This window comes from Providencia sp. PROV269, assembly GCF_028477785.1.
GTDB lineage: Bacteria > Pseudomonadota > Gammaproteobacteria > Enterobacterales > Enterobacteriaceae > Providencia > Providencia rettgeri.
Genome location: NZ_JAMPLV010000010.1, coordinates 20,415 through 44,170, shown reverse-complemented (window position 1 = coordinate 44,170; position 23,756 = coordinate 20,415). Strand labels below are relative to the sequence as shown.

General features: G+C 42.7%; 23 protein-coding genes and 1 pseudogene. 7 read left to right on the top strand and 17 right to left on the bottom strand.

Annotation, left to right across the window (positions count from 1 at the left end; translation table 11 throughout):
* Positions 1 to 8 precede the first annotated feature (8 nt).
* Genes paaE through paaA form a run of 5 tightly spaced genes read right to left on the bottom strand, consistent with a single transcriptional unit; the run spans position 9 to position 3,618 of the window.
* On the bottom strand, positions 9 to 1,067 hold the full coding sequence (gene paaE, locus PR683_RS14050) for a 1,2-phenylacetyl-CoA epoxidase subunit PaaE (protein ID WP_109912375.1): 1,059 nt from the start codon (positions 1,065 to 1,067) through the stop codon (positions 9 to 11).
* A 10-nt stretch (positions 1,068 to 1,077) separates the two neighbouring features.
* A complete protein-coding gene (paaD, locus tag PR683_RS14045) occupies positions 1,078 to 1,587 on the bottom strand; it encodes a 1,2-phenylacetyl-CoA epoxidase subunit PaaD (RefSeq protein WP_109912376.1) in 510 nt (169 codons plus the stop codon).
* 4 nt (positions 1,588 to 1,591) lie between these two features.
* Complete coding sequence (paaC, locus tag PR683_RS14040; protein ID WP_004266145.1) at positions 1,592 to 2,350, bottom strand: 1,2-phenylacetyl-CoA epoxidase subunit PaaC; 759 nt, start codon at positions 2,348 to 2,350, stop codon at positions 1,592 to 1,594.
* A 10-nt stretch (positions 2,351 to 2,360) separates the two neighbouring features.
* Complete coding sequence (gene paaB / locus PR683_RS14035) at positions 2,361 to 2,648, bottom strand: 1,2-phenylacetyl-CoA epoxidase subunit PaaB (RefSeq protein ID WP_004262911.1); 288 nt, start codon at positions 2,646 to 2,648, stop codon at positions 2,361 to 2,363.
* Positions 2,649 to 2,679: 31 nt separating this feature from the next.
* Positions 2,680 to 3,618 (bottom strand): 1,2-phenylacetyl-CoA epoxidase subunit PaaA, encoded by a 939-nt coding sequence (paaA, locus tag PR683_RS14030; protein WP_004266144.1) that lies wholly within the window; start codon positions 3,616 to 3,618, stop codon positions 2,680 to 2,682.
* A 322-nt stretch (positions 3,619 to 3,940) separates the two neighbouring features.
* Here paaA and paaZ point away from each other — a divergent pair, with 322 nt between their 5' ends.
* Positions 3,941 to 6,004, top strand: coding sequence for a phenylacetic acid degradation bifunctional protein PaaZ (gene paaZ, locus PR683_RS14025; protein WP_209102355.1), 2,064 nt, complete (start codon positions 3,941 to 3,943; stop codon positions 6,002 to 6,004).
* 89 nt (positions 6,005 to 6,093) lie between these two features.
* A pseudogene (locus PR683_RS14020) lies at positions 6,094 to 6,864 on the top strand (class I SAM-dependent methyltransferase); the annotation flags it as partial.
* A 34-nt stretch (positions 6,865 to 6,898) separates the two neighbouring features.
* On the opposite strand, the gene PR683_RS14015 reads toward PR683_RS14020, so the two are convergent.
* From PR683_RS14015 to proP, 3 genes are all read right to left on the bottom strand, one after another.
* Positions 6,899 to 7,210, bottom strand: a complete 312-nt coding sequence (locus tag PR683_RS14015; protein ID WP_004266141.1) for a monooxygenase — start codon at positions 7,208 to 7,210, stop codon at positions 6,899 to 6,901.
* Positions 7,211 to 7,289: 79 nt separating this feature from the next.
* The gene (gene phrB, locus PR683_RS14010; RefSeq protein WP_110731475.1) at positions 7,290 to 8,732 is read right to left on the bottom strand and encodes a deoxyribodipyrimidine photo-lyase; all 1,443 of its coding nucleotides are present in this window, start codon (positions 8,730 to 8,732) and stop codon (positions 7,290 to 7,292) included.
* Positions 8,733 to 8,901: 169 nt separating this feature from the next.
* Positions 8,902 to 10,404, bottom strand: coding sequence for a glycine betaine/L-proline transporter ProP (proP, locus tag PR683_RS14005; RefSeq protein ID WP_110731474.1), 1,503 nt, complete (start codon positions 10,402 to 10,404; stop codon positions 8,902 to 8,904).
* Between the two features lie 822 nt (positions 10,405 to 11,226).
* Between proP and poxB the strand changes: the two genes are divergently transcribed.
* Entirely contained in the window at positions 11,227 to 12,951 is a 1,725-nt protein-coding gene (poxB, locus tag PR683_RS14000) for a ubiquinone-dependent pyruvate dehydrogenase (protein ID WP_109912383.1), read from the top strand.
* Between the two features lie 57 nt (positions 12,952 to 13,008).
* Here poxB and PR683_RS13995 read toward each other — a convergent pair whose 3' ends face one another.
* Entirely contained in the window at positions 13,009 to 13,908 is a 900-nt protein-coding gene (locus PR683_RS13995; RefSeq protein ID WP_272517697.1) for a DNA-3-methyladenine glycosylase family protein, read from the bottom strand.
* A 151-nt stretch (positions 13,909 to 14,059) separates the two neighbouring features.
* On the opposite strand from PR683_RS13995, the gene PR683_RS13990 reads away from it, so the two are divergent.
* From PR683_RS13990 to PR683_RS13980, 3 genes are read left to right on the top strand one after another with little or no spacing between them, the layout of a single operon-like run.
* Positions 14,060 to 14,572 (top strand): DUF2569 domain-containing protein, encoded by a 513-nt coding sequence (locus PR683_RS13990; protein ID WP_004266137.1) that lies wholly within the window; start codon positions 14,060 to 14,062, stop codon positions 14,570 to 14,572.
* A gap of 39 nt (positions 14,573 to 14,611) precedes the next feature.
* Entirely contained in the window at positions 14,612 to 14,971 is a 360-nt protein-coding gene (locus PR683_RS13985; protein WP_042851696.1) for a DUF488 domain-containing protein, read from the top strand.
* 11 nt (positions 14,972 to 14,982) lie between these two features.
* The gene (locus PR683_RS13980) at positions 14,983 to 15,507 is read left to right on the top strand and encodes a DUF2569 family protein (RefSeq protein WP_004266135.1); all 525 of its coding nucleotides are present in this window, start codon (positions 14,983 to 14,985) and stop codon (positions 15,505 to 15,507) included.
* Positions 15,508 to 15,548: 41 nt separating this feature from the next.
* Here PR683_RS13980 and PR683_RS13975 read toward each other — a convergent pair whose 3' ends face one another.
* The 7 genes from PR683_RS13975 to PR683_RS13945 form a co-directional block, all read right to left on the bottom strand.
* Positions 15,549 to 17,120, bottom strand: coding sequence for an ATP-binding cassette domain-containing protein (locus tag PR683_RS13975; RefSeq protein WP_123382642.1), 1,572 nt, complete (start codon positions 17,118 to 17,120; stop codon positions 15,549 to 15,551).
* A 337-nt stretch (positions 17,121 to 17,457) separates the two neighbouring features.
* Positions 17,458 to 18,948: a glycerol-3-phosphate dehydrogenase gene (glpD, locus tag PR683_RS13970; RefSeq protein ID WP_117162932.1), complete on the bottom strand. Its 1,491-nt coding sequence runs from the start codon at positions 18,946 to 18,948 to the stop codon at positions 17,458 to 17,460.
* 295 nt (positions 18,949 to 19,243) lie between these two features.
* On the bottom strand, positions 19,244 to 20,002 hold the full coding sequence (locus PR683_RS13965) for a DeoR/GlpR family transcriptional regulator (protein WP_004262881.1): 759 nt from the start codon (positions 20,000 to 20,002) through the stop codon (positions 19,244 to 19,246).
* Positions 20,003 to 20,030: 28 nt separating this feature from the next.
* A complete protein-coding gene (glpG, locus tag PR683_RS13960) occupies positions 20,031 to 20,876 on the bottom strand; it encodes a rhomboid family intramembrane serine protease GlpG (protein WP_004266132.1) in 846 nt (281 codons plus the stop codon).
* 16 nt (positions 20,877 to 20,892) lie between these two features.
* On the bottom strand, positions 20,893 to 21,216 hold the full coding sequence (gene glpE / locus PR683_RS13955) for a thiosulfate sulfurtransferase GlpE (RefSeq protein ID WP_004266131.1): 324 nt from the start codon (positions 21,214 to 21,216) through the stop codon (positions 20,893 to 20,895).
* 89 nt (positions 21,217 to 21,305) lie between these two features.
* Entirely contained in the window at positions 21,306 to 21,884 is a 579-nt protein-coding gene (gene nfuA, locus PR683_RS13950) for a Fe-S biogenesis protein NfuA (RefSeq protein WP_004266130.1), read from the bottom strand.
* A gap of 63 nt (positions 21,885 to 21,947) precedes the next feature.
* The gene (locus tag PR683_RS13945) at positions 21,948 to 22,631 is read right to left on the bottom strand and encodes a hypothetical protein (RefSeq protein ID WP_042851463.1); all 684 of its coding nucleotides are present in this window, start codon (positions 22,629 to 22,631) and stop codon (positions 21,948 to 21,950) included.
* A 54-nt stretch (positions 22,632 to 22,685) separates the two neighbouring features.
* Here PR683_RS13945 and bioH point away from each other — a divergent pair, with 54 nt between their 5' ends.
* Complete coding sequence (gene bioH / locus PR683_RS13940) at positions 22,686 to 23,465, top strand: pimeloyl-ACP methyl ester esterase BioH (protein WP_272571615.1); 780 nt, start codon at positions 22,686 to 22,688, stop codon at positions 23,463 to 23,465.
* Between the two features lie 48 nt (positions 23,466 to 23,513).
* Here bioH and PR683_RS13935 read toward each other — a convergent pair whose 3' ends face one another.
* Positions 23,514 to 23,747, bottom strand: coding sequence for a FeoC-like transcriptional regulator (locus tag PR683_RS13935; protein ID WP_109912389.1), 234 nt, complete (start codon positions 23,745 to 23,747; stop codon positions 23,514 to 23,516).
* Between the last annotated feature and the right edge of the window lie 9 nt (positions 23,748 to 23,756).

Here is a 23,756-nt window from a genome sequence, read left to right as displayed (position 1 = left end):
TACAGTTCCTACACGTCAAAGTCTAAAACAACGCCATCGCCTTTTGGCCACGCTTGGCAGCTAAGAATGTACCCAGCCGCGATTTGGTCGGGCTCAAGGCTGTAATTGACCCCCATTTCCACTTCACCAGAACGCAATTTACATTTGCAGGTTGCGCAAACGCCGCCTTTACAGGCATAGGGTAAATCCGCGCCTTGGCGCAGTGCGGCATCCAAAATACTGTCGTCTTGGCTATCCATGGCGATGTCCATGGTTCTACCATCGAGGTGAATACTGACTTTGCGTGTTTCGCTAGTCATGGCGGTTACGGGTTTGAATTTAGTGCCTGAAGTATTGAAGCGCTCGGTGTGAACATATTCTTTAGGCATGCCATAACCGACTAAAGTGTCGTGAACCTCATTCATCATGCTGTCGGGCCCACAAATAAATGCTCGGTCAAATTGCTTAAAATTCAATAAGGTGTTATTTAAGGCTCTGAGTTGTTGTTGGTTAATTCTACCGCTGAGTAGCTCGCTATCTTGCTGTTCTTGGCTGAACAGGTAGAGAACTTGGAAGCGTGTTGCAAAACGATTTTTTAGGTCTGAAATGCTCTCTTTAAACATCACTGAGCGGCTATTTCGATTACCATAAATCAGTACAAAACTGCTTTTTGGCTCAGTTTGTAATGTGGCTTTAATGATGGAGAGCAATGGCGTGATCCCAGAGCCAGCAGCGACGGCAAGGTAATGTGCATGGGTATCTGCTACGGGTTGGTAACCAAATTGCCCCTGTGGAACCATCACATCAAGGCTATCGCCAACTCGTAACTCTTGGTTAACGAAATTAGAGAAACGCCCTTCGTAAATCGCTTTTACTCCAATTTTTAGCGTGTTTTCATCCGGTGAGCTGCAAATGGAATAACAGCGGCGTAGGTTTTCGCCATTGATAGAGGCTTTTAATGTCAGGTGTTGCCCTGGGCGGTAATGATATTGCTCTCGTAATGTATCGGGTACATTAAAAGTAATGGCGACAGCATCAGGGGTGTCACGTTCAATGGCAGCGATACTTAAACGATGAAATACAGTCATATGGGTGCCCCTAAATACATTTAAAGTAATCAAACGGTTCTAAGCATTCAGTGCATCGATACAATGCCTTACATGCAGTGGAACCAAATTCACTAATTTTTTCGGTCTGTTCGCTGTCACAACGTGGGCAACGAACCGCGCCTTTGTGTTCTGGGTGCTCGCAGGACGTACCTTGCGGAGGTGCGATACCAAATTCACGCAAGCGTCTTTTCGCATCTTGGTTCATCCAATCCGTTGTCCAAGCGGGTGTTAACAGAATTTCGATGTCGATATTTGGAAAACCGGCATTACCGAGAACAGTTTTGATTTCATTGATTAAAAATTCAGTTGCTGGGCAACCTGAATAGGTAGGTGTAAAAATAACTTTCCAGCCCTGAGCTGCCGGCAGCACGTTGCGGATCATGCCAAGATCAGTAATAGAGAGTGCGGGTAGTTCAGGATCGGGTATTTGGTGGAGCTGCTGCCAGATCTGGTGAACCTGGGGCGATTGAAGCTCGCGATGTTGCAGTCTCTGTTCCATAACATCACCACTGGCAGTTCGGATAAGCACGTTGCACAAACTGCAATTGCGTTAATAACAAGCCCAAGTGCTCAGTATGGCTGCCTTGCTTGCCGCCTAAGCGATACGCTTTTTTCTCTGGCACAGTGAGGGTCGCTTCAGTGAATGTTTCGTTAATGGTGTTTAACCATGCGGCTTGTAAAGAACGTGGGTCAACAGCGATGCCTAATTCGCTAAGTGCGATTTCAACGTCATCAGCATGGAAAAGTTCGCCAGTAAAACGCCATAACTCATTGACTGAACGTTGGATTCGTTGATGGCTTTCTTCACTGCCATCCCCTAAACGGACCATCCAGCCACGGCTAAAACGCAAGTGATAAACGGCTTCTTTGAGGGACTTCTCAGCAATGGCAGACAGTTGTTCATCACGGCTATGAATTAGCGCTTCATATAATGGAACATGATATGCATCCATAAAAAATTGGCGCACTAAAGTGTCATCAAAGCCATTGTTGGGTTGTTCAACCAATAATAAATTGCTGAACTCTCGTTCATCGCGCAAGAAGGCAAGGGTGTCTTCATCGCATTCAGGCCCTTTTAATTGCGCGGCATAGTTTAAAAAGTTACGCGCTTGCCCTAGCAAATCTAAGCCGATATTGGATAACGCAAGGTCAATTTCGAGCTCAGGGGCATGGCCGCACCATTCGCACAGGCGCTGCGCTAAAATTAAGGGGGTATCGCCAAGTCGTAATGTGTAATCGTGGAGCTGTTGTTGTTGGTTCATGGCAAGCTCCTTACATATTCTTGATACCATCAGGGATGGTATAGAAGGTTGGGTGACGATAGACCTTGGTATCCGCAGGGTCGAAGAACGTACTTTTATCTTCAGGCTGTGAGGCAATTAAATGTGCGGCCTTCACCACCCAAATTGAGCAGCCTTCACTGCGCCTTGTATACGCATCGCGGGCATTTTCCAGCGCCATTTGGTCATCAGCAGCATGTAAACTGCCAACATGGCGATGCGCAAGCCCTTGCTTACTACGGACAAAAACTTCATATAAAGGCCAATCTTGATTGCTCATGGTGTTTTCCTTTTTGTAAAATGGTCAGTGATTAAGCCGCTGTTTTAACGGATTTTTGCTTGCGACTATGTGCCATTGCACCTTCACGTACCCATGCGCCGTCTTCCCACCCTTTGCGCTTTGCACTAAGGCGTTCGTGATTACAAATGCCATTGCCTTTAATCACCTGATAAAACTCTTCCCAGTCGATTTCGCCAAAACGGTAATGGCCAAGGTCTTCATCCCAAACCAGATCAGGGTCAGGGATCGTCATACCTAACGCTTCCACTTGCGGAACGGTGTTATCAACAAATTTTTGCCGCAGCTCATCATTACTGAAGCGCTTAATTTTCCAAGCCATGCTTTGAGCGCTGTGCGGGGAGTCCGAATCATTTGGACCGAACATCGTGAGAACGGGCCACCAAAAGCGGTTTATCGCATCTTGCAGCATGGCTTTTTGCTCATCGGAGCCTTGTGCAAGCGCCATCACAGCTTCATAACCCTGGCGTTGGTGAAAACTTTCTTCTTTACAGATTTTCACCATCGCTCTGGCATAGGGACCATATGAGGCACGGCACAGTGCTACTTGGTTCACAATTGCCGCACCATCGACAAGCCATCCAACCACGCCTACATCAGCCCAACTTAATGTCGGGTAGTTAAAAATGGAGGAATATTTCATTTTTTCATCAAGTAACTTTTGGTAGATATCTTGACGAGAGCAACCGAGAGTTTCGGCTGCGCTATACAGGTATAAACCATGGCCTGCTTCATCTTGAATTTTGGCCAGTAAAATTGCTTTACGACGCAATGTCGGTGCTCGTGTAAGCCAATTCGCTTCTGGTAGCATGCCGACGACTTCTGAATGGGCATGTTGACCAATTTGGCGGATAAGGTTTTGCCGATACGCATCGGGCATCCAATCCTTGGGCTCGATGGAAATATCGGCTTCGATTTTGGCTTCGAAGTTAGCCTGATTTTGCTCGCTCATTGATTTTTCCATTAAATGATTCGCTAATGTTTATTTATATGAAAATAATGAATCATATATATTTAACATTAATGCTAGGAAGTGTTAACAAAAAGATCAATGTTTATTAACCTTGTTTTGCGAGTGGCTTCACAATCAATAAAGTAAATTACAATAAAAACAATTAATTAAAATTATTATGTTTTGTGTGGTTTTAATGGAAATAGGCATTTCATATAAAATTGTTCTTAATTTGTTAAATTTAAATTAGCTTCTATGCTTATTTTTATGATACATATTTGTTATCTAATTTGAATTGATGTTTTTATTTCTGGAGAGGAATATGCAGCATTTAACAAGTTACATTATGGGCAAATGGGTACAAGGTGAGGGCGAAGGGCGAAAAATTCACCATGCGCTAACGAATGAAACTTTATATACAGTGACGACAGAAGGGTTGCCGCTAGCAGAAAGCTTGCAGTATGGTCGCCAAGTAGGAGGCGAAATATTGTCGGCGATGACATTCCAGCAACGTGGGCAGATGCTCAAGGCACTCGCAAAATACCTACTGGAACATAAAGCCCAGTTATATGCGATTTCGGCACAAACTGGTGCAACTAAAGCGGATAGCTGGGTGGATATCGAAGGGGGAATTGCCACACTATTTTCTTATTCGGGGCTCGCTAACCGTGAGCTACCGGATGACACTATTTGGCCAGAAGATGAAATGATCCCGTTATCAAAGCAAGGGCAATTTATTGGCCATCATATTTTAACATCTCGCCGTGGCGTTGCCCTGCACATTAATGCATTTAACTTCCCTTGTTGGGGAATGTTAGAAAAATTGGCACCCACATGGCTTGCTGGCATGCCTGCTATTATCAAACCCGCAACCGCCTCAGCACAGTTAACACAGGCGATGGTGAAGCTAATGGTTGATAGCGGTTTAGTGCCTGATGGCGCAATACAACTGGTTTGCGGTGGTGTTGGCGATATGTTTGAACACCTTGATTTTGAAGATGTTGTGACTTTTACGGGGTCGGCGAGTACAGGGCAAAAGCTGAAATCGCATCCACGTATCACGGCTAAATCAGTCCCTTTCACGATGGAAGCGGACTCATTAAACTGTGCCATTTTAGGTGATGACGTCCAGCCAGATCAGCCTGAATTTGCTTTATTTATTAAAGAAGTCACTCGAGAAATGACCGCGAAAGCGGGCCAAAAATGTACAGCGATCCGTCGTATTATCGTGCCGAAGAAACAGCTCGAAAATGTAAAGCAGGCATTATTGAAACGCTTATCCGCTACAACAGTGGGTGACCCTGCAATTGAAGGGGTCAGAATGGGGGCATTGATTAACTTAGAGCAGCGCCAAGATGTACAAGAGAAAGTGAATTATTTATGTGATCATGGCTGTGATGTCCTATGTGGTGGGCAATTTGAAAAGCTGGATGTTATTGGGGGAGATAGCCAACACGGGGCGTTCTATCCGCCAACGCTGTTGTATTGTGCAGAGCCTTTTAAATCTACAGCGGTACACGAAATTGAAGCTTTTGGTCCCGTCGCCACATTAATGATCTATGACGATATCGAACAAGCGGTGCAGTTAGCGATTTTAGGCGGAGGAAGCCTTGCGGGGACGTTAGTCACTGCTGACGCACAAATCGCACAAGCGGTCATTCGTGCCGGTGCGCGGGCACATGGGAGAATGTTGATTTTAAATGAAGCATCAGCCGCGGAGTCCACAGGCCATGGTTCACCGCTTCCGTTACTGGTACACGGCGGTCCAGGCCGAGCAGGTGGTGGCGAAGAGCTCGGCGGGTTGAGAGCAGTCAAACACTATATGCAGCGTACGGCTATTCAAGGTAGCCCTTCTATGCTAACGGCAATTACTAAGCAATGGATCCGCGGTGCAGATACCATCGCTGATGTGGTTCATCCATTCCGCAAACATTTTGAAGACTTAGCAATTGGCGACACGTTACTGACCGCAAGGCGTACCGTTACAGAAGCAGATATTGCTAATTTTGCCTGTCTCAGCGGTGATAATTTTTATGTTCACGTTGATAAAATTGGTGCGGCACAGTCGTTATTTGGTGAACGAATTGCGCACGGCTATTTTGTCGTTTCAGCCGCAGCGGGGCTATTTGTTGATGCAGGGGTTGGGCCCGTGATCGCCAATTATGGTATGGAAAGTTTGCGTTTTATTGAACCTGTGAAAATCGGTGACACCATACAAGTTCGCCTAACGTGCAAGAAAAAGATCAAAAAAACGCAAAAACTCGCTGAAGATAAGCCAAATGGCGTTGTTGAATGGGACGTGCAAGTGTTTAATCAGGATGACACCGTTGTGGCGTTGTACAGTATTTTAACGCTGGTGGAGCGTCGTGTTGGTGATTTTCATTAATCATTATACGGAGCGAATTAATTATTGAGCTAATAGGTGCTTTTTCAATCATTTTCTGTTGTGATGAGTGACCAGCAACAGAATGTAGGGAAACAAAGATGAAAACGCACCACCAAGCGGTTTATCAACAATTTGACCAGCAAGCCAATTCGTATTTAACCAGCCAAGTTCATGCACAAGGTGAAGACCTACTTGTTTTGCAACAATTGCTACAAGGTTGTCAGGATGAAGACGTGCTTGACCTTGGCTGTGGTGCAGGGCATGTCAGCTTTCATGCAGCACCGTTAGTGAAGTCAGTGACGGCTTATGATTTGTCCGACTCAATGCTCAATGTTGTGGCTAACAATGCACAAGAACGTGAATTAAATAATATCACCACCTGCAAAGGTACCGCGGAGTTTCTACCGTTTGGTGAGCACTGTTTTGACCGAGTGATTAGCCGTTACTCAGCACACCATTGGCACGATGTGGAACAAGCGCTACGTGAGGTGCGCCGAGTGCTCAAACCGGGTGGAAAAGGCATTTTTATTGATGTGGTATCACCGGGACATCCATTATTGGATATTTACTTACAAACGGTCGAAGTGCTTCGGGATACCTCACATATTCGTGATTATTCTGCTGGAGAATGGTCTGGCATGTTTAACAGTGCGGGGCTATTTGTTCGTCGGGTGCAAAGTTTCCGTTTAGCATTGGAATTTACCAGTTGGGTTGAACGGATGCGGACACCACAGCCATTCGTCGAGGCTATCCGCCACTACCAAGGAACATTAAGTGATGAGGTAAAAAGCCACTTTGCAGTACAAGCCGATGGCTCATTTACCTCAGATGTGATGTTGTTTGAATTTCAGTGCCAATAACTATTTATTGCGCTAAAAATTGTTGTGATAAAAATTATTGTGCTAAAAACTGCGCTTGGTTCAATTGGCTAAGCGCGTTATTTACTGCAAAAATCGCACCGCGAACATCAGGAATACCAAAGGATTTTAATCGTGCACTGTGCTTGGTGAGATAAGTTTGTGCATCAGTTTCTGAAGCAAACAGATACACACCACCTGCCATTTGCGTTTGTGGGTTTTCAGTCCAAATCTTCCAAATAAAGCCCGGCTCTTGGTTAATTGATTCCGCCAAATCATTCATTGCGGATATCATTTCATCACCCCATGGCCCCTGATACGGAAAATCAACTTGTAAAATAACGCTCATATCTGCTCCTTATGATTGAGGCGCTATAGTAACCCTTAAAGTAAATAATAACTTTGCTATTCATCGTATTTCAAACGACTTATTGCTTCAAACTATTACGTTTACCCGTCTCAAATGCAGCTAGAGTCGCTAACCGAGCTTGTTTATGGTCAACAATGGGTTCTGGGTAATTAAGCGCTGTGTTGCTGGTTACAGCCCATTCATGTGGTGTATGAATATATTTGTCGGGCACTTGCTGCAATTCGGGCAGCCAGTGGCGAATAAAAGCCCCTTGTACGTCAAACTTCTTCCCTTGAGTGGTTGGGTTAAAGATACGAAACCAAGGAGAGGCATCAACGCCTGTTGAGGCTGACCACTGCCAACCGCCGTTGTTCGCGGCTAAGCTGCCATCAAGCAGTTGGCTCATAAAGTATTTTTCACCTTTGCGCCAATCAATCAGTAAGTCTTTGACTAAAAAACTGGCCACAATCATTCGTAGACGGTTATGCATCCAGCCCGTTGTATTCAGTTGGCGCATAGCCGCGTCCACAATAGGATAACCCGTTTGTCCTGTTTTCCATGCTGCAAAATCGGTCGAAGAATCATTCCAGTGAATATGTTGTGTCCATTCAATAAATGGTTGGTGGCGGCTTAGGCGTGGAAATGCGACTAAAAGATGTGAATAAAATTCACGCCAGACTAACTCATTTAACCACGTGAACGCCCCACTATCAGGGTGATCTAACACTTGGGGGTTCTCTGCTTGTAATCGGTTGAAGCATTGGCGAGGGGATAGGACCCCCACCGCGAGGTAAGGTGATAATTGGCTGGTACCATCAATAGAGGGAATATCTCTATCATTTTGATAATCGCCGACTTTCTGGGAACAAAACTGCCTGAGTCGCGTTAAAGCCGATTTTTCACCGGCAGGAAATTGCTGGAAGTCTTCAATTGGCTGATGCGGAAATAACGGTGAAGCCCTATCAATGTTGATAGGGGCAGCTCGTTTTTCTGGGGCTCGTAGTGAACGGCAATCTGTCACGGTAAGTTGGGTGAGGAAGGCTCGGCGAAAGGGAGTATAAACTTGATACATCTCCCCTTTTTGAGTCGTCACGGAGCCGGGTGGTAGTAATAAATAGTCATCGAAAGCATGGATATGCAACCCATGAGGTTGATTGATTAACCACTCGTCTCGTTGTTTTTCGTTCCACTCATATTGCCGATTAAAAAACAAGGCATCCGCTTGCTGTGTCTTTGCGTAATCGAGTACCCATTGTGCTGCGTCGGCAAAATTAGCCACAGTTTGACAAACCAGTGGAATACCAAGCTCAGCGAGTGAATTTTGCAGTTCAGCAAGGTTTTGGTGAATGAATGAGATTTGTCGCTCAGCCATATCATGTTGTTGCCACTGCTTAGGGGTTGCAGTAAAAAGGGCAATGACTTTCGCATCTGGGTCTGCACAGGCGGAGGAAAGCGCTTTGTTATCGGTGACCCGCAGATCATTGCGAAACCAGATAAGATGACAAACGTGTTTGGCTGCCATTACCTCCCTCCTTGGTTGATGTTTTGTTGGAATCAAAACAATAGGTTTTGAAAATAAACTAGGAAAATCAATTTATTGAATTTCGGCTGATAACACAAAGCGGGAAAAACCACGCTTTTATCCCGCTTTGTCAACAACCTGAAAGGGCCGGTAAACGGCCCTTTCATATTTAATCTAATTTAGGATGCTGATTGATTAAGGATTGGCGTTTTTTCTCAAGCTCAGCAATTTGTTGGTCAATATCTTCAACTTTCTGCTCAATATTGTCAAAGTGCTCGCTAAGAATTTCTTTTGCCTCGGCTTTATCTGATGCAGCAGGTGTTGCCCCGCGTAATGGTTTATTCGCCGTTTCTGGCATTCTGATACCCGTATATAAACCAATTAAAGCAATCACGATTAAGTAATACGCTGGCATGTATAAGTCAGTAGTTGATTCGACCAACCATGCCGCAACAGTCGGTGTCGCACCGGCAATTAATACTGAAATATTAAAGGCAATAGCTAACGCACTGTAACGAATATGAGTTGGGAAAATCGCGGGTAAAATAGATGCCATAACCCCTGTAAAACAGTTCAACAGCACCGCTAAAATCAATAAACCCAGGAAAATTAAGCCAACAGAACCACTGTTGATTAACATAAACGCAGGGTATGCCAATAAAACCAGCCCTACGCTACCGGTAATGACAAATGGGCGACGACCAATTTTATCACTGGTTAAACCGATAATCGGTTGAACAAATAACATACCAATCATAATTGCAATAATAATTAGCACACCATGGTCAGTAGAGTAATTCAGGTTGTGTGATAAGTAACTTGGCATGTAGGTCAGCAACATATAGTAAGTCACGTTGGTTGCGATAACCAAGCCAACACAAATCATCAAGCTTTTCCAATACTTAGTCGCCACTTCACGTACTGAGATTTTTGGTGGATTTTGAATATTGGCTTTATCTTGTTTTTCTAACGATTCAACATGTTGTTGGAACGCAGGAGTTTCTTCCAGTGAATGACGTAGATATAACCCGATGATCCCTAACGGTAACGCTAAGAAGAACGGAATTCTCCAGCCCCAATCATGGAAGTTAGCTTCCCCAACGATACTGGAAATTAGTACTACGACACCCGCACCTAAGACAAAACCGGCGATAGAGCCAAAGTCTAACCAACTTCCCATAAAGCCACGTTTACGGTCTGGTGAGTATTCAGCAACAAAGATTGCTGCACCAGAATATTCACCACCTACCGAGAAACCTTGAGCTAACTTAGCAATTAATAACAGAATGGGGGCCCAGATACCGATGCTCTCATAGGATGGAATCAAACCAATACAGAAGGTACTGACTGCCATGATGATAATCGTCATCGAAAGGACTTTTTGACGGCCGTATTTGTCACCTAAGATACCAAAAACGACCCCCCCTAATGGCCTAACTAAGAAAGGCACGGAGAAAGTGGCTAATGCGGCAATCATCTGTACGCTCGGTGATGCGTCCGGAAAGAAAACCTGACCGAGAACATAGGCTAAGAAACCATATACCCCAAAATCAAACCATTCCATCGCATTACCCAGCGAAGCCGCGGTAATTGCTTTTTTGAGTTTACCGTCATCAATAATAGTAATATCACTAATATTTAACGGTTTTTCTTTTTTCTTCTTGAATCTCATGAAACCATCCTCTTATTTTAATTTCAATAACCGAAACAACAGCATTTAAGATGTGGGTTTTCATACATCGGTAAAATATCAAACCTTATTATTTAGAATAGACGTTGTTTACGTAATAGATAAGTTTTTAGTGTTTTTATGTCGCGCTGAAATACCAGGCTAAAATAGGTACGTCGTGGGTAGAATAATGAGAGTGTTTGTGTTGTAAATACAGCAAAAAAGCCACCTTGAGTTAAAAAATACAGTACTAATACTACATTAATATCGAACAAATGTAAAATATAGGTGTTTTATACTAATACATATGCTTTGATAGGATTTTGTGTTAGTAATATAACGATTGAACTGAATAATTGAAAAAATAGATACTCAGTAAAGGAGTGGGTAAAAATAAATTGTTTAAAATCAATTTAATACATTTTGATAGGTGAGTTTTAGCCTGTCATAAATATATAAGGTTAGCAATTTAATATGGTCGAAATAATGGTATTGTTGCGATGAAGAATATATGAAGATAACCCCATCCTTTTACGATGCTCTTGTTTTGCTTAAGCTATTAATAACTCGTCTATTTATTTATCTTGTTGCTATCCTCTTCTTTTGATAATAACGGTGGATTATGCTGTTCTATTTTATATTTAATTTGATGAGTAGGAATGAGGAATTTACTTAGTTACAATCAATCTATTGTCGATATTGGGTTTGATATAAGCGAGTATGACAAAATTCTATTTTGAATGTTGTTATGCATCTAAAAATACCCTTCATATTTTGTACTGCAAGATATCAAGGGTATCACATCCGACTTAAAAGAGTGCCATTATGAAAAAACAGAGTGTTGCATCCTATATTGCAAAAGTACTTGATAATGCAGGTGTTAAACGTATTTGGGGCGTTACAGGAGACTCGTTAAATGGCTTAACCGACAGCTTACGTCGTCAAGGCGCTATTGAGTGGCTAGGAACTCGTCATGAGGAAGTGGCTGCCTTTGCTGCGGGTTCAGAAGCTCAGCTAACCGGTAATTTAGCCGTATGTGCAGGCTCTTGCGGGCCAGGAAATATGCATCTTATTAATGGGTTGTATGATTGCCACCGTAATCGCGTACCCGTATTGGCGATTGCTGCTCATATCCCATCCAGCGAAATTGGTAGTAATTATTTCCAAGAAACTCACCCAACTGAATTATTCCGTGAATGCAGCCATTACTGTGAAATGGTCTCTAACCCAGAGCAAATTCCACAGGTCCTTGGCATCGCTATGCGTAAAGCAATTTTGAATAAAGGGGTATCAGTGGTCGTAATACCGGGGGATATTGCGCTAAAAGATGCACCAGAATCAGCGAAAGAAACATGGTATCAGCCACAAGCGCCACTTATTATGCCTCAGCGGAGTGAAATTGAAAAACTCGCCGAACTGCTGAATCAATCTAAGAATATCACGTTATTCTGTGGAAATGGCTGCGCAGGCGCTCACGATGAAGTGGTTAAGCTAGCAGAAACACTAAAAGCACCGGTAGTACATGCGTTACGTGGTAAAGAACATATTGAATGGAATAACCCATACAGTGTTGGAATGACAGGCTTGATAGGATTTTCATCGGGTTACCACGCGATGATGAACGCAGATACAGTTGTTTTGTTAGGAACACAATTTCCATACCGTCCTTTCTATCCAAGCGAAGCTAAAATTATTCAGGTTGATATTAATGCAGGTAGTTTGGGTTCTCATTGCCATATAGATATGGGCCTGATTGGTGATATCAAAGCAACATTAGATGCATTACAGCCACATTTAGAGGCTAAACAGGATACAAAACACCTTGATGGCGCTTTAAAACATTATGCAGAGGCTAGAAAAGGGTTAGATGACCTCGCTAAACCGGGTCATGAGGGATTAATACATCCACAGTATCTTGCAACAAAAATTAGTGAATTAGCCGCCGATGACGCGATTTTCACTTGTGACGTGGGAACCCCGACAGTATGGGCAGCCCGTTACTTGAAAATGAACGGTAAGCGCCGCTTAATCGGCTCCTTTAACCATGGGTCAATGGCGAATGCGATGCCACAGGCTATTGGTGCACAAGCCGTTGATAAAAAACGCCAAGTGGTTGCAATGTGTGGCGATGGTGGTTTCAGTATGTTAATGGGAGATTTTATCTCTCTTTCCCAAATGCAATTACCAGTAAAAATCATCATTCATAACAATGGCGTACTTGGTTTTGTGGCCATGGAAATGAAAGTGGCAGGTTTCTTGACAGCGGGAACGGATTTACAGAACCCTAACTTTGCAGCGATTGCGAATGCCGCGGGTATCAAAGGCATTCGTGTTGAAAAAAGTGAAGATCTAGACGGTGCATTAAAAGAAGCTTTTGCCCATGATGGGCCAGTGGTGGTTGATGTCTTGACTGCCAAACAAGAGCTGTCTATGCCGCCAGAAATCGCAGCACAAGAAGCAAAAGGCTTTAGCCTATATATGTTAAAAGCGATTATGAGTGGTCGCGGTGATGAAGTCGTTCAATTAGTGAAAACAAACTGGCTACGTTAAGTCATTATTGTGAATAGCGGGAAAGCCCAATTCAGATGGATTGGGCTTTTTTATTTATCAATATCCTGCGGCTGACTGACTACGCCACAAATGGGCGGCAACCAGTGCGCGCCATGGGGAGAATTGCTCCAACCATTTTTCCGTTTCTTTGGCGGTAGGCTGTTCTGATTTCGCGAGCAATGTTTGTAGATTACGTCTTACCGCTACATCCCCATGTAATGAGCCATCTAAGTAATTGAATCCTCGTAGTAAAGCATAGCTTACAGTCCAAGGGCCAATACCTTTGATTTGTAATAATTGCTCAGTTATTTGATTCGCATTGGAGTGAGTAACCTGCTGTGATAAATCAATTTGTTGATTTTCGATGGCTTCACAAAGGGCTCTGAGGGCGATAATTTTACCGTTTGAAAAGCCCGTTTGTCGCAGGGTTTCGTCATCAACTAACTTGATTTGTGGAGTGTTGGGGAAACACCAAATACCTGAAGTGTGCTGAATTCCCACAGCTTGAATAAAGCGCCGACGAATGGCGATAGCCGCATGAACACTAATTTGTTGGCCTATAATAGCCCAAACTAACGCTTCAAATGCGCTGGCAGATTGATAAATCCTTAATCCTCTTTGCTTTCCAATGAGCTGACCAAGTACTGGAGTTTCAAGGTGGTGTTTTTCGAACTCATCAATATTCTGTTTTAAGCCGAGTACATGCTGTGCCAGCGTTAATAGGTCTGGTTCATTGATAATGATAGATGGGGAGTCAATTGCTAATGAAATCGTTGCGTGTTGCTTTTGAAGCTCCAATGTCATTTTTGTTGCATGTTGTTGCCATATTATGCCCTTGTGTAATGTGTTTTCTTCCACTATTTCCGCGACATTGTGTTGATCTCTCAGATGAAAGGCAAAAAAATCACCATAAAGGTAATTGGTAGGGAGAGTTAGCTGTGCGGTAAATATTTGCATAATGATGGCCTTGTCAGATTTTTCTTTATTCACAATATTATTGTGAATTAGCGCATTTAGTTACTCATTTTTTACAGAGCAGATATGTTATCTTGTACAGAGCTATTTATTTTGTACTGATATTATTTATCCATTTAATAAGGAAGTGTAAATGAAAACTGAGGGTCACAGTTCATCTCATGGCACTTCGGTACCATCATCACAACCAAGGCAAGAATTAACAGGCATTGGTGGATGGCTTATTTTACCCATGTTAGGGATAGTTTTGTCTTTGATTATTTTGCCTTTTTCTATTTATGAGCAAAATGTTCAAGTGATTGAATATTGGATTGAATTAACAGACCCACAATCAAGCTCATTTATTCCATTATTTAAAGAGCTCATCTACTTTGAGGTTTTAGGTAACGTTATTTTATACGCGACCTTGCTTTTTCTAAGTTATGTCTTTTTTACAAAGAAAAAACTCACAATTAAAATTTATATTTTTTTCCAGATCTTTTCGTTAGTTTTGACGGTTACGGATATCATACTCGCAAGTATTTTATTGGATTTAGAAGTTGAATCCTCGGATATCAAAGATATTTTTCGGGCACTAATTGCTTGTGCAATTTGGATACCGTATTTTTTAGTTTCAAGGCGAGTTAAAAATACCTTTGTAAATTAACAAATGAAATTTTGTGATTTTTTATTGGGTAGGTAAATGATGATTAAATGCAAACGAGTTTATGACCCTGTTGACGATAACGATGGCTACCGTGTGCTTATTGATAGACTGTGGCCAAGAGGAATAAAAAAAACAGATTTACAACACGACTCTTGGAATAAAGACGTTGCACCTTCTAATGAACTACGTAAATGGTTTCATCAGAACACAGATCAGTTTGCACAGTTTATCGAACGATATCAGCAGGAACTTAATAACACAACGGCTTGGCAGGCGTTGGTTTCTCAGGCAAAACAAGGTGATTTAACACTGTTATACAGTGCTAAAAATACAGAACATAATCAAGCAATTGTACTCAAAGCATTTCTTGAAGATAAAATGCAAAGTAAAAGTAAATAAAGGTTATCGGAATGGATATTCAGCAATCAACCACACAAACAGAGCCAGCAATAATATCATCGGTGGCTCAACCAGCGGTTAAAAAGCCGTTACACGGGATTAGTGGCTGGTTAATTTTACCAATTATCGGGCTGTTTTATATGCTGTACAAAACAGTCATGATGTTATTGCAAGAAATTTCACAAGTTCAAACCGCATGGCCATTGGCAACTCAAGCGGATTCTGATTTTTATATTCCAGGTTTTGCGACAGGTTTCTATCTCTTGCAACTAGGTTATGGTGTTTTGATTGCACTGTTTCTTTGGACATTTATCGCCGCAGTTAAATGGAAAAAACAAGCGAAGTGGCTATTTATCATCACCATGGTGTTATTTACTTTAATGGTATTGGTTGCCCGTTTTGTATTCCCATATATATTTGGATTGGAAATTAATCACTCAAATATTATTACAGCCATAAATGGCAGCTTCTATTGTGTGTTATGGATCCCCTACTTTTTAGTTTCACATCGCGTCAAAAATACGTTTATCCATTAAAGTATCTGGCCACTCCATATTAGTAGTGGCCTAACATACGGTTATTTATCAGAAAGATTTAGAGTGTGGGTTATATTGCAGTTTGCAATAAACGCGTCATCGTGGGAAACCAGTAATAGTGTTCCTTGGTAGTCCTGCAATAGCGCTTCAAGTAGTTGTTTTGAATCTAAGTCTAAATGATTATCGGGCTCGTCGAGTAATAAAATAGCGGGTGGACTCGGGCTATGTGTGAGTGCCAATAGCGTTGCTTTTAGCTGCTCACCACCACTGAGCTGCTGTAGTGGTAACAATGACTTATCTCCTCGTATCCGCAACATGCCTAATTGCGTGCGCCACTGTTCTACAGTAAATACAGGTTGGTATTGATAAAGCGCTTCAGCGACAGGCAATGTTTTATCGAGTAAATTGAGGTGTTGATCTAAATAGCAAAACTCACCGCTTAGGCGGTACTCTCCTGAAGATGATGGCAACAGGCCTGCAAGCACTTTAAGTAGCGTTGATTTACCGCAACCATTAACTCCTTGAATATGCCAGTGCTCTCCACTGTATACAGTGAATGAGAGTGGTGACGAATAACCGTAAAGCAAACGCAAGTCAGAAGCGAAAATTGTGACTTTATTTCCTTCATTTTGATAGTTAATCGTCATTTTTTGCGGCTTGATATGGCGAGCTCTTTCTTGGTTTTCCTGTTGCTGGTTTTGTAGATTATCCATCACTCGTTGGTGCCGCTCTGCGACATTTGATTGCTTTTTCTCCGCACGATTTTTCTGCATATCAAGCAGCAGTAAGGATTGCGACCCACCATAGCGAATTTTTTCACCTTGTTTTTTGCGTTGAGCGGCTTTTTGTAATGTGGCTTGCTGTTGTTTTTTCTCTTGGTGAATGCGTTTTTCTAAGCGTTCACCTTGTGCGTCAATTGCAGCGATTTCCAAGTTTTTTTGGGTATCGTATAACGTATAATTTCCCCCATATTCATGTAAGCCTTTTTCCGTTAACTCAAAAATGGTATCCATTTCTTCTAATAGGGTTCTGTTGTGAGAAATAATGAGACAACCAGCTCGATGCTCAGTAAGCTTTTGATTGAGCCATTGCCGACTTTGTGTATCTAAATGGTTATCTGGTTCATCAAGTAGCAAAAAGTGGTTTTGATGAAGAAATGCACGACAAAGGGCTAGGCGAGTACGTTCCCCCCCACTTAAATGGGCAATGGGGGCTTCCATTGAGATAGCGAGTCCTGCTGAATCCAATAAACTTTGCCATTGGGAAGGTAAATGCCATTTATCTTCCGTTAGTTCAAAATCTGCCAAAGAACCATTCCCTGCCTCAATGCGTGAAAATGCGTGATAAAGTTCATTCATGCCTAAGGCATCGACGAGTGTTTCGCCCGTTAGTCGCGTTAATTGCTCGACATAGATAAAGGGAAGGTTCCAATGTACATTCCCTTGCGTAGGGGATAATTGGTCAGCAAGAATACGCATCAAGACAGATTTTCCTTTGCCATTATGACCAATTAGGGCATTTTTTTGGCATGACAGCGTCCCGCTTAACGGAGGAAAAAGGGCGGTTTGGTTAAATTCAATATTGAGCTGTGAAAAGTGACAAGCAATCGTCATATGCACCTCCAAAATAATGAGGACAGACAACGTCGTTGACTTATCAAGAAGCGTCGATGAAAGCGGTTGCCTGCCAGGAACAGAAAAATGAATACCAAAAGGGTATTGGAAAATATTTTCTGGCAGTGCTTAGTTCATCGTGAGGCGTACCTGCGAAGTTGGGTGAGCGATAAATTCGCACACATTATAAACAGGTTAAATTGATTTACGCAACTTATCGTGATTGGTTTTTTTCTGAAAGTCGTGCTAACGATTTAATAATAGAAAAAACCAGTCAATAATAGCGACTGGCTTTTTCCATTAACAACGAGATTTTATAACAACGAGATTTTTACGATTATGCAGAGGTATTCTCTGACAACCATTGAGCAATGCGCTGCTTTTCTTCTTCATTCAGCCACATACCCAATTTAGTGCGACGCCAAATAGCATCATCCAACTCTGTTACCCATTCATGTTTGACTAAGTAACGTAATTCCGCTTCGTAGACATTCGCAGAGAATGCTTCACCGAGGTCGCTGAGTGAATTCGCGCCTTCAAGGATTAATTTACTGTTGCTACCGTAGGTTCTGGCAAAACGTAGCGCTAAGCCTTCAGGAAGCCATTGATAATGTTGACGCAACACGCGTGCATAACCATCACGGTCACAACCTTCGATATCACCACCCGGTAATTGGCCATTTTTGGTCCATGGGCTACCTGCATTTGGATAGTAAGTCGCTAATTTATTCACAGCGGCTTCCGCTAACTTACGATAAGTCGTTAATTTACCACCAAATACAGACAACAATGGCGCTTGGCCTTGTTCATCGTGAATATCCAATGTGTAATCACGAGTAATGGCTTGTGGTGAGTCTGATTCATCGTCGCACAGTGGGCGAACACCTGAATAATCCCAAACAATATCACTCACGGTTAACTGCTTTTTGAAGTGGTCGTTATACACTTTCAGTAAATAGTTAACTTCGTTTTCATCAATTTTGACGTCTTTCGGGTCGCCTTTATATTCTACGTCAGTCGTACCGATGATAGAAAACTCATCCATCCACGGGATAACAAATACAATACGGTTATCTTCATTTTGTAAGATGTACGCTTGTGGTTCATCATGTGCGCGTGGAACGACAATGTGGCTACCTTTGATTAGGCGAATACCATAAGGTGATTTTAATTTCAGGCCATCATCAAAGAACTCTTTTACCCAAGGCCCTGTGGCATTAACCAGCCCTTTCGCTTTCCATGTATGAGTTTCCCCCGTACGTAAGTCTTGAGCTTCAACAACCCATAAGCCGTTTTCACGGTAGGCGCGTGTCACTTTTGTGCGAGTACGAACCTCACCATTCTTACGTACCACTTCTTGAGCGTTTAACACAACTAAACGCGCATCATCAACCCAACAATCGGAATATTCAAAACCTTTCGTTAATTCAGGTTTGAGTACAGAGTTTTGGTTGAATTTCAGACCTTTACTGCTTGGCAAGCTGACACGTTTGCCTAAATGGTCATATAAAAATAAGCCAATACGGATCATCCAAGCTGGACGTAAATGAGGCTGATGAGGTAAGCGGAAGCGCATTGGGAAGGCTATATGTGGTGCTAATCGTAATAGCACTTCACGTTCAGCCAATGCTTCGCTCACTAATCTAAATTCATAATGCTCTAAATAACGTAAGCCACCGTGAATGAGTTTAGAACTCGCAGATGAAGTCGCACTTGCCAAGTCTTGAGCTTCGAGCAGTAATACCGATAATCCACGACCTGCAGCATCTGCTGCAATACCAGCGCCGTTGATCCCGCCGCCGATGACAATCAAGTCTTTAGTTTCCATGCATCCCCCTGAGATGTTCGAAACACTTTCAATAATGTTCGTTTTCGCTCATTTGATTGTAGTCAAAATAGATAGTGATGCCAACTATTATTAATGAAAAAAATAACAACTGCGTGATATTGGTAACAATTTTTTTTCAATACCCACACATAAAATATTGTTATTTACAATGAAAAAAAGAGAGTTTCGCGCGAAAAAGAAAAAAACAATGGCAAGGCGGGGGAGACTAAAATAGGAAAGGAGACTAAGAAGTATGATGGCAGCGGGCGCTACCATCATTAAGATAATTATTTGATTAACAAAGCTCTAATTGAACATTATGTTGCTCAATGACTTTGAGAATGCTGTCAGGTGGCTGTTTATCCGTAAATAAGTAGTCAATCAGGTTCATATTGCCCAAATTAACCATCGCGTTACGACCAAATTTAGAATGGTCGGTGACGAGCATGACACAGCGTGAGTTTTCAATAATCGCGCGTTTGGTACGAACTTCATGGTAATCGAACTCAAGTAATGAGCCATCCATATCAATACCACTGATACCCAAAATACCGTAATCTAACCTAAATTGAGAAATAAAATCGAGGGTCGCTTCACCGACAATACCGCCATCTCTTGAGCGAACTTCACCCCCCGCTAAAATTAGGCGGAAGTCTTCTTTTGGCATCAGTAATGTGGCGACATTAAGGTTATTGGTCACCACGCGTAGGTTTTTGTGATTAACCAATGCGTGAGCAACGGCTTCGGGAGTGGTACCAATATCTATAAACAATGTTGCACCGTCAGGAATTTGGCTCGCAACATGTTGTGCGATACGCGCTTTTTCATCTGACCACATGATTTTACGGTCATTATAAGCCGCATTCACGGAACTTGAAGGCAGTGCTGCACCACCGTGGTGCCGCTGAATTTTATTTTGTTCAGCGAGGTCATTGAGGTCCCGACGGATTGTTTGAGGGCTTACCTCAAAGTGTTCGACGAGTTCTTCAGTACTGACATATCCCTGAAGACGCACAAGCTCAACTATTGCATCATGTCTCTGGGTTTGTTTCACAGCGTTAGCCTCTAATTATTAAAATGTTTTATCTGGAGCTCTGGTGTTTAAAACTGTGCCTATTATCCCATACTCCCATCAATAAGCCGATAATTAACCCTGAAGTATGTGCGGCATTCGCAATATGCATACCTAAAACATCGAAGTAACCGAAAAAAAGCCAGATAATAGAGAATATCATTAACCCACGAGGGACGCTGATGCCACTTTCAGGCCGACGTTCACCCGTTAACCACACATAGCTGACAAGGGCATAGACGACACCAGATAAGCCGCCAAAGTTGTTTTCACTAAACAGCGACTGCCCCCAGTTACTAAACAGTGCAGAGACTAGTAAGATAGTGAATAATTTACCCGTTCCGAGCTTTCGCTCAACTTGCCCAGCCAGAAACCACCATAGCGCAAGGTTGAAACCAATATGTGATAGCGAAAAGTGCACCAATGCAGGGCTAAACCAACGCCAAAGTTCCGTTTGTTGGTCGCCAATAGGCCATGCTAAATAGCGTAGAACTTCTCGGGCATCGGTCATTTCTACCCAAAGATATACAACAATCGACAATAAAATAACAGCGATAGTTAAAGGGCCAGATTGTTCTTTAAGGTAGCCCCAGGTCAGGTAGTTACGATATTGAAACTGGGTATCTGCGCTTCCCGTGTGCCAACTGGCTTCTAGGTAGCGGGGGTGATTTGGATCTTGTAAAAAAATATCTAATTCTTTCTGGGTTTGAGATTGAAATTGCTCATCTTCTAGCCAAAGCTCAAAGACGGCTTGTTCCTGTGATGGCTTTATTATTAAGTGGATATTTTTGCTAGCCATATAGTCAACAAAGGCTTGTGCCATTCTAGGATTAGCAAAAGAGGTGATGTGGATCATGAATGCGTTTTCTCATCTAGAGAGCCGTAACGGCTTGTGGATATTCCCTTAACCATGCTTCAAATCCACCATTGATGCTGTATACAGATTCAAAGCCAATGTTGATCAGATATTGTGCAGCGCCTTGGCTACTGTGCCCATGGTAACACATCACCATAACTGGTTGTTCGTAATCCGTTTGTTCTAGAAATTGGCTTAGTGACTCATTGGTGAGGTGATAGGCCCCACTAGCATGGCCTGCGCGGAAACTTTGTGGGTCTCGTACATCTACCAGTATGGCAGTACCGTCCACCCAATGTTGGTAAGCTTGCTCTGGTGTTAGTGTTTCAAAATGGTCCATAAAATACCAAATACAGTAGGTAACAACCGATAAAAGGTTAAATGAGAGGCACCCGTAAAAAACCAAGTGCCAAATACTCGTGGTATTGATTAGTAGAAAGAGTGCTCGCCACGTTGGTGTTCAGTCAGGTCTTTAACGCCTTTTAGCTCACCTTCAAACATTTTGAGAAGTTCTTTTTCGATACCTTCTTTAAGAGTGACATCAACCATTGAACAACCGTTACAGCCGCCACCAAATTGCAGAATTGCAAAGCCTTCATCGGTGATTTCCATCAGGGAAACACGGCCACCGTGGCTGGCAAGTTGTGGGTTAATTTGTGACTGTAAAACATACTCAACACGTTCAATTAATGGTGCGTCATCAGAGACCTTACGCATTTTGGCGTTTGGTGCTTTTAACGTCAGTTGTGAGCCCAGTTGGTCGGTAACGAAGTCAATCTCGGCATCATCTAAGAATGGCGCGCTAATTTCATCAACATAAGCAGATAATTTCTCGAACTTTAGTTCTTTATCTGTTGCTTCAACGGCACCCGGAGGGCAGTATGACACACCGCACTCTGCGGTTGGTGTGCCTGGGTTGATAACAAAAACACGGATTTGAGTTCCTGGCTCTTGATTTTCCAACAATTTGGCAAAATGAGCCTGTGCTGCTTCAGTAATATTAATCATAATCATTTGCTCAATAATAGTTGACTGCTTTAGTTGGTTATAATACGCCCATTTACCCCTTTCCTACAAGGTGCGACACAGTGACCATGCATCAACAGTATGTACACCCGCACAAATCAACAATTGTGCTGCGGTATTCATGGTGGAACCTGTTGTAATAACATCATCAAGAACAGCAACATGTAGGTTTGAAACCGAGTTGTTTAAGGTAAATGCTCCCTTTAGGTTATTTCGGCGATACTCACGTTTTAGTGTAATCTGTGCCAGTGTAGCACGACTACGTGATAATGAATTTTGCGAATAGGGGATATTTAACCATCTGGATAAATTTTCGCCTATTAATGCCATATGGTCAAATCCTCTCCACCACAGACGGCGGCGATGCAGTGGAATGGTGATGATTAAGTCCGGTTTTTGCCATTTTTGTTGGCGGTAACCCGTGAGCCAAAATAACGCAAAAATTCGTGCTAGAGTAAAAGCAAGTTGAGATTGTTTTTGAAATTTAAAACGATGGATTAACAAGCGTAAAGCGCCTTGGTACGGGGTTACTGTGATAATTCTCTGCCATGCGGGAGGGTTTTTTAGGCAACGTCCGCACTCCATGGTAGGCTGCTCACAGGGTAAAGCGCAGCGTAAACAGCAGGTTGGCATTTTAGGTAGTCCTTTGAGGCAAAAATGACAAACACCCTGATGAGTTAATTTTAGTGATTGGTGACATAGCCAGCAGCCCCCCTCCATTGTTAGCATAGTAGCGTCCCGTTAAAACGAATTGACAAATAAATGAATGAAGAGAGTGTAACGATGGCAAAGTTATATTGGCAGACCGTTGGTGAAGGTAAACAAGATCTTGTGTTGCTGCACGGATGGGGACTGAACGCACAAGTCTGGCAAACAATTATTCCGCGAATCGCTTCGCACTTTCGGGTTCATTTAGTTGACCTGCCAGGTTATGGGCGTAGCCAAGGTTTCCTTCCTATGAATATTCAATCAATGGCAAATATTTTGTGGGAACAAGCGCCTAAAAACGCGATTTGGCTCGGTTGGTCACTTGGTGGGCTAGTTGCAAGTCGTGTTGCGCTTGACCATCCTTATGAAGTCAAAGGGTTAATTACCGTTGCTTCTTCTCCATGCTTTAAAGCAGAAGAAAACGGTTGGGCGGGGATCCGACCGGAAATTTTATTAGGTTTCGAACAGCAACTTTCGGCTGATTTTCATCGTACCGTTGAGCGTTTTTTAGCATTGCAGACATTAGGGACAGAAAGCGCAAGAAATGATGCTAGAACCTTGAAGTCCGTGGTACTTGAACAACCTATCCCAACGGTTGAAACGTTAAATGCCGGGCTTGAATCATTGCGTACCGAAGATTTGCGCGATGAATTAAAACAGTTACCCATTCCTTTCTTGCGCATTTATGGTTATCTCGATGGCTTGGTACCGCGCAAAATAGTGCCCATTTTAGATGAGCTTTACCCTAATTCCCCATCTGTCATTATGCGCAATAGTGCCCATGCACCCTTTATTTCCCATCCTGATGAGTTTTGCGAATACCTGTTGGATTTTCAAAGTCGTATCGAGGAATAAATAAAAAAATCAGCCTAACTCATGGCTGATTTTTTTATGGTGTGCCTATTATTTGATTTTATACACAAAATGAGCGCAATCAGTGCTTTCTGGGCAGCCTTTACAACTACTGCCCGTTAAACAAGCGTTGATATCGACTTGTTCAATTTTTTCTAAGCTGATGAGTTTCTCAACCATCGCTTGAATTAATGGAACCGGTGTATTTAGCTGCTCACTGAGTAGCGCGATGTCAGCTTGCCCATATAAGGCGATTAAATCTCTTATTTGCAGCAAGCTAGTCATCGTTTTATT

Excerpts from the sequence above, each read along its gene's own strand:
- paaE (WP_109912375.1), bottom strand. The coding sequence starts at position 1,067 with ATGACTGTATTTCATCGTTTAAGTATCGCTGCCATTGAACGTGACACC.
- paaD (WP_109912376.1), bottom strand. The coding sequence starts at position 1,587 with ATGGAACAGAGACTGCAACATCGCGAGCTTCAATCGCCCCAGGTTCAC.
- paaC (WP_004266145.1), bottom strand. The coding sequence starts at position 2,350 with ATGAACCAACAACAACAGCTCCACGATTACACATTACGACTTGGCGAT.
- paaB (WP_004262911.1), bottom strand. The coding sequence starts at position 2,648 with ATGAGCAATCAAGATTGGCCTTTATATGAAGTTTTTGTCCGTAGTAAG.
- paaA (WP_004266144.1), bottom strand. The coding sequence starts at position 3,618 with ATGAGCGAGCAAAATCAGGCTAACTTCGAAGCCAAAATCGAAGCCGAT.
- paaZ (WP_209102355.1), top strand. The coding sequence starts at position 3,941 with ATGCAGCATTTAACAAGTTACATTATGGGCAAATGGGTACAAGGTGAG.
- PR683_RS14015 (WP_004266141.1), bottom strand. The coding sequence starts at position 7,210 with ATGAGCGTTATTTTACAAGTTGATTTTCCGTATCAGGGGCCATGGGGT.
- phrB (WP_110731475.1), bottom strand. The coding sequence starts at position 8,732 with ATGGCAGCCAAACACGTTTGTCATCTTATCTGGTTTCGCAATGATCTG.
- proP (WP_110731474.1), bottom strand. The coding sequence starts at position 10,404 with ATGAGATTCAAGAAGAAAAAAGAAAAACCGTTAAATATTAGTGATATT.
- poxB (WP_109912383.1), top strand. The coding sequence starts at position 11,227 with ATGAAAAAACAGAGTGTTGCATCCTATATTGCAAAAGTACTTGATAAT.
- PR683_RS13995 (WP_272517697.1), bottom strand. The coding sequence starts at position 13,908 with ATGCAAATATTTACCGCACAGCTAACTCTCCCTACCAATTACCTTTAT.
- PR683_RS13990 (WP_004266137.1), top strand. The coding sequence starts at position 14,060 with ATGAAAACTGAGGGTCACAGTTCATCTCATGGCACTTCGGTACCATCA.
- PR683_RS13985 (WP_042851696.1), top strand. The coding sequence starts at position 14,612 with ATGATTAAATGCAAACGAGTTTATGACCCTGTTGACGATAACGATGGC.
- PR683_RS13980 (WP_004266135.1), top strand. The coding sequence starts at position 14,983 with ATGGATATTCAGCAATCAACCACACAAACAGAGCCAGCAATAATATCA.
- PR683_RS13975 (WP_123382642.1), bottom strand. The coding sequence starts at position 17,120 with ATGACGATTGCTTGTCACTTTTCACAGCTCAATATTGAATTTAACCAA.
- glpD (WP_117162932.1), bottom strand. The coding sequence starts at position 18,948 with ATGGAAACTAAAGACTTGATTGTCATCGGCGGCGGGATCAACGGCGCT.
- glpG (WP_004266132.1), bottom strand. The coding sequence starts at position 20,876 with ATGATCCACATCACCTCTTTTGCTAATCCTAGAATGGCACAAGCCTTT.
- glpE (WP_004266131.1), bottom strand. The coding sequence starts at position 21,216 with ATGGACCATTTTGAAACACTAACACCAGAGCAAGCTTACCAACATTGG.
- nfuA (WP_004266130.1), bottom strand. The coding sequence starts at position 21,884 with ATGATTAATATTACTGAAGCAGCACAGGCTCATTTTGCCAAATTGTTG.
- PR683_RS13945 (WP_042851463.1), bottom strand. The coding sequence starts at position 22,631 with ATGCTAACAATGGAGGGGGGCTGCTGGCTATGTCACCAATCACTAAAA.
- bioH (WP_272571615.1), top strand. The coding sequence starts at position 22,686 with ATGGCAAAGTTATATTGGCAGACCGTTGGTGAAGGTAAACAAGATCTT.
- PR683_RS13935 (WP_109912389.1), bottom strand. The coding sequence starts at position 23,747 with ATGACTAGCTTGCTGCAAATAAGAGATTTAATCGCCTTATATGGGCAA.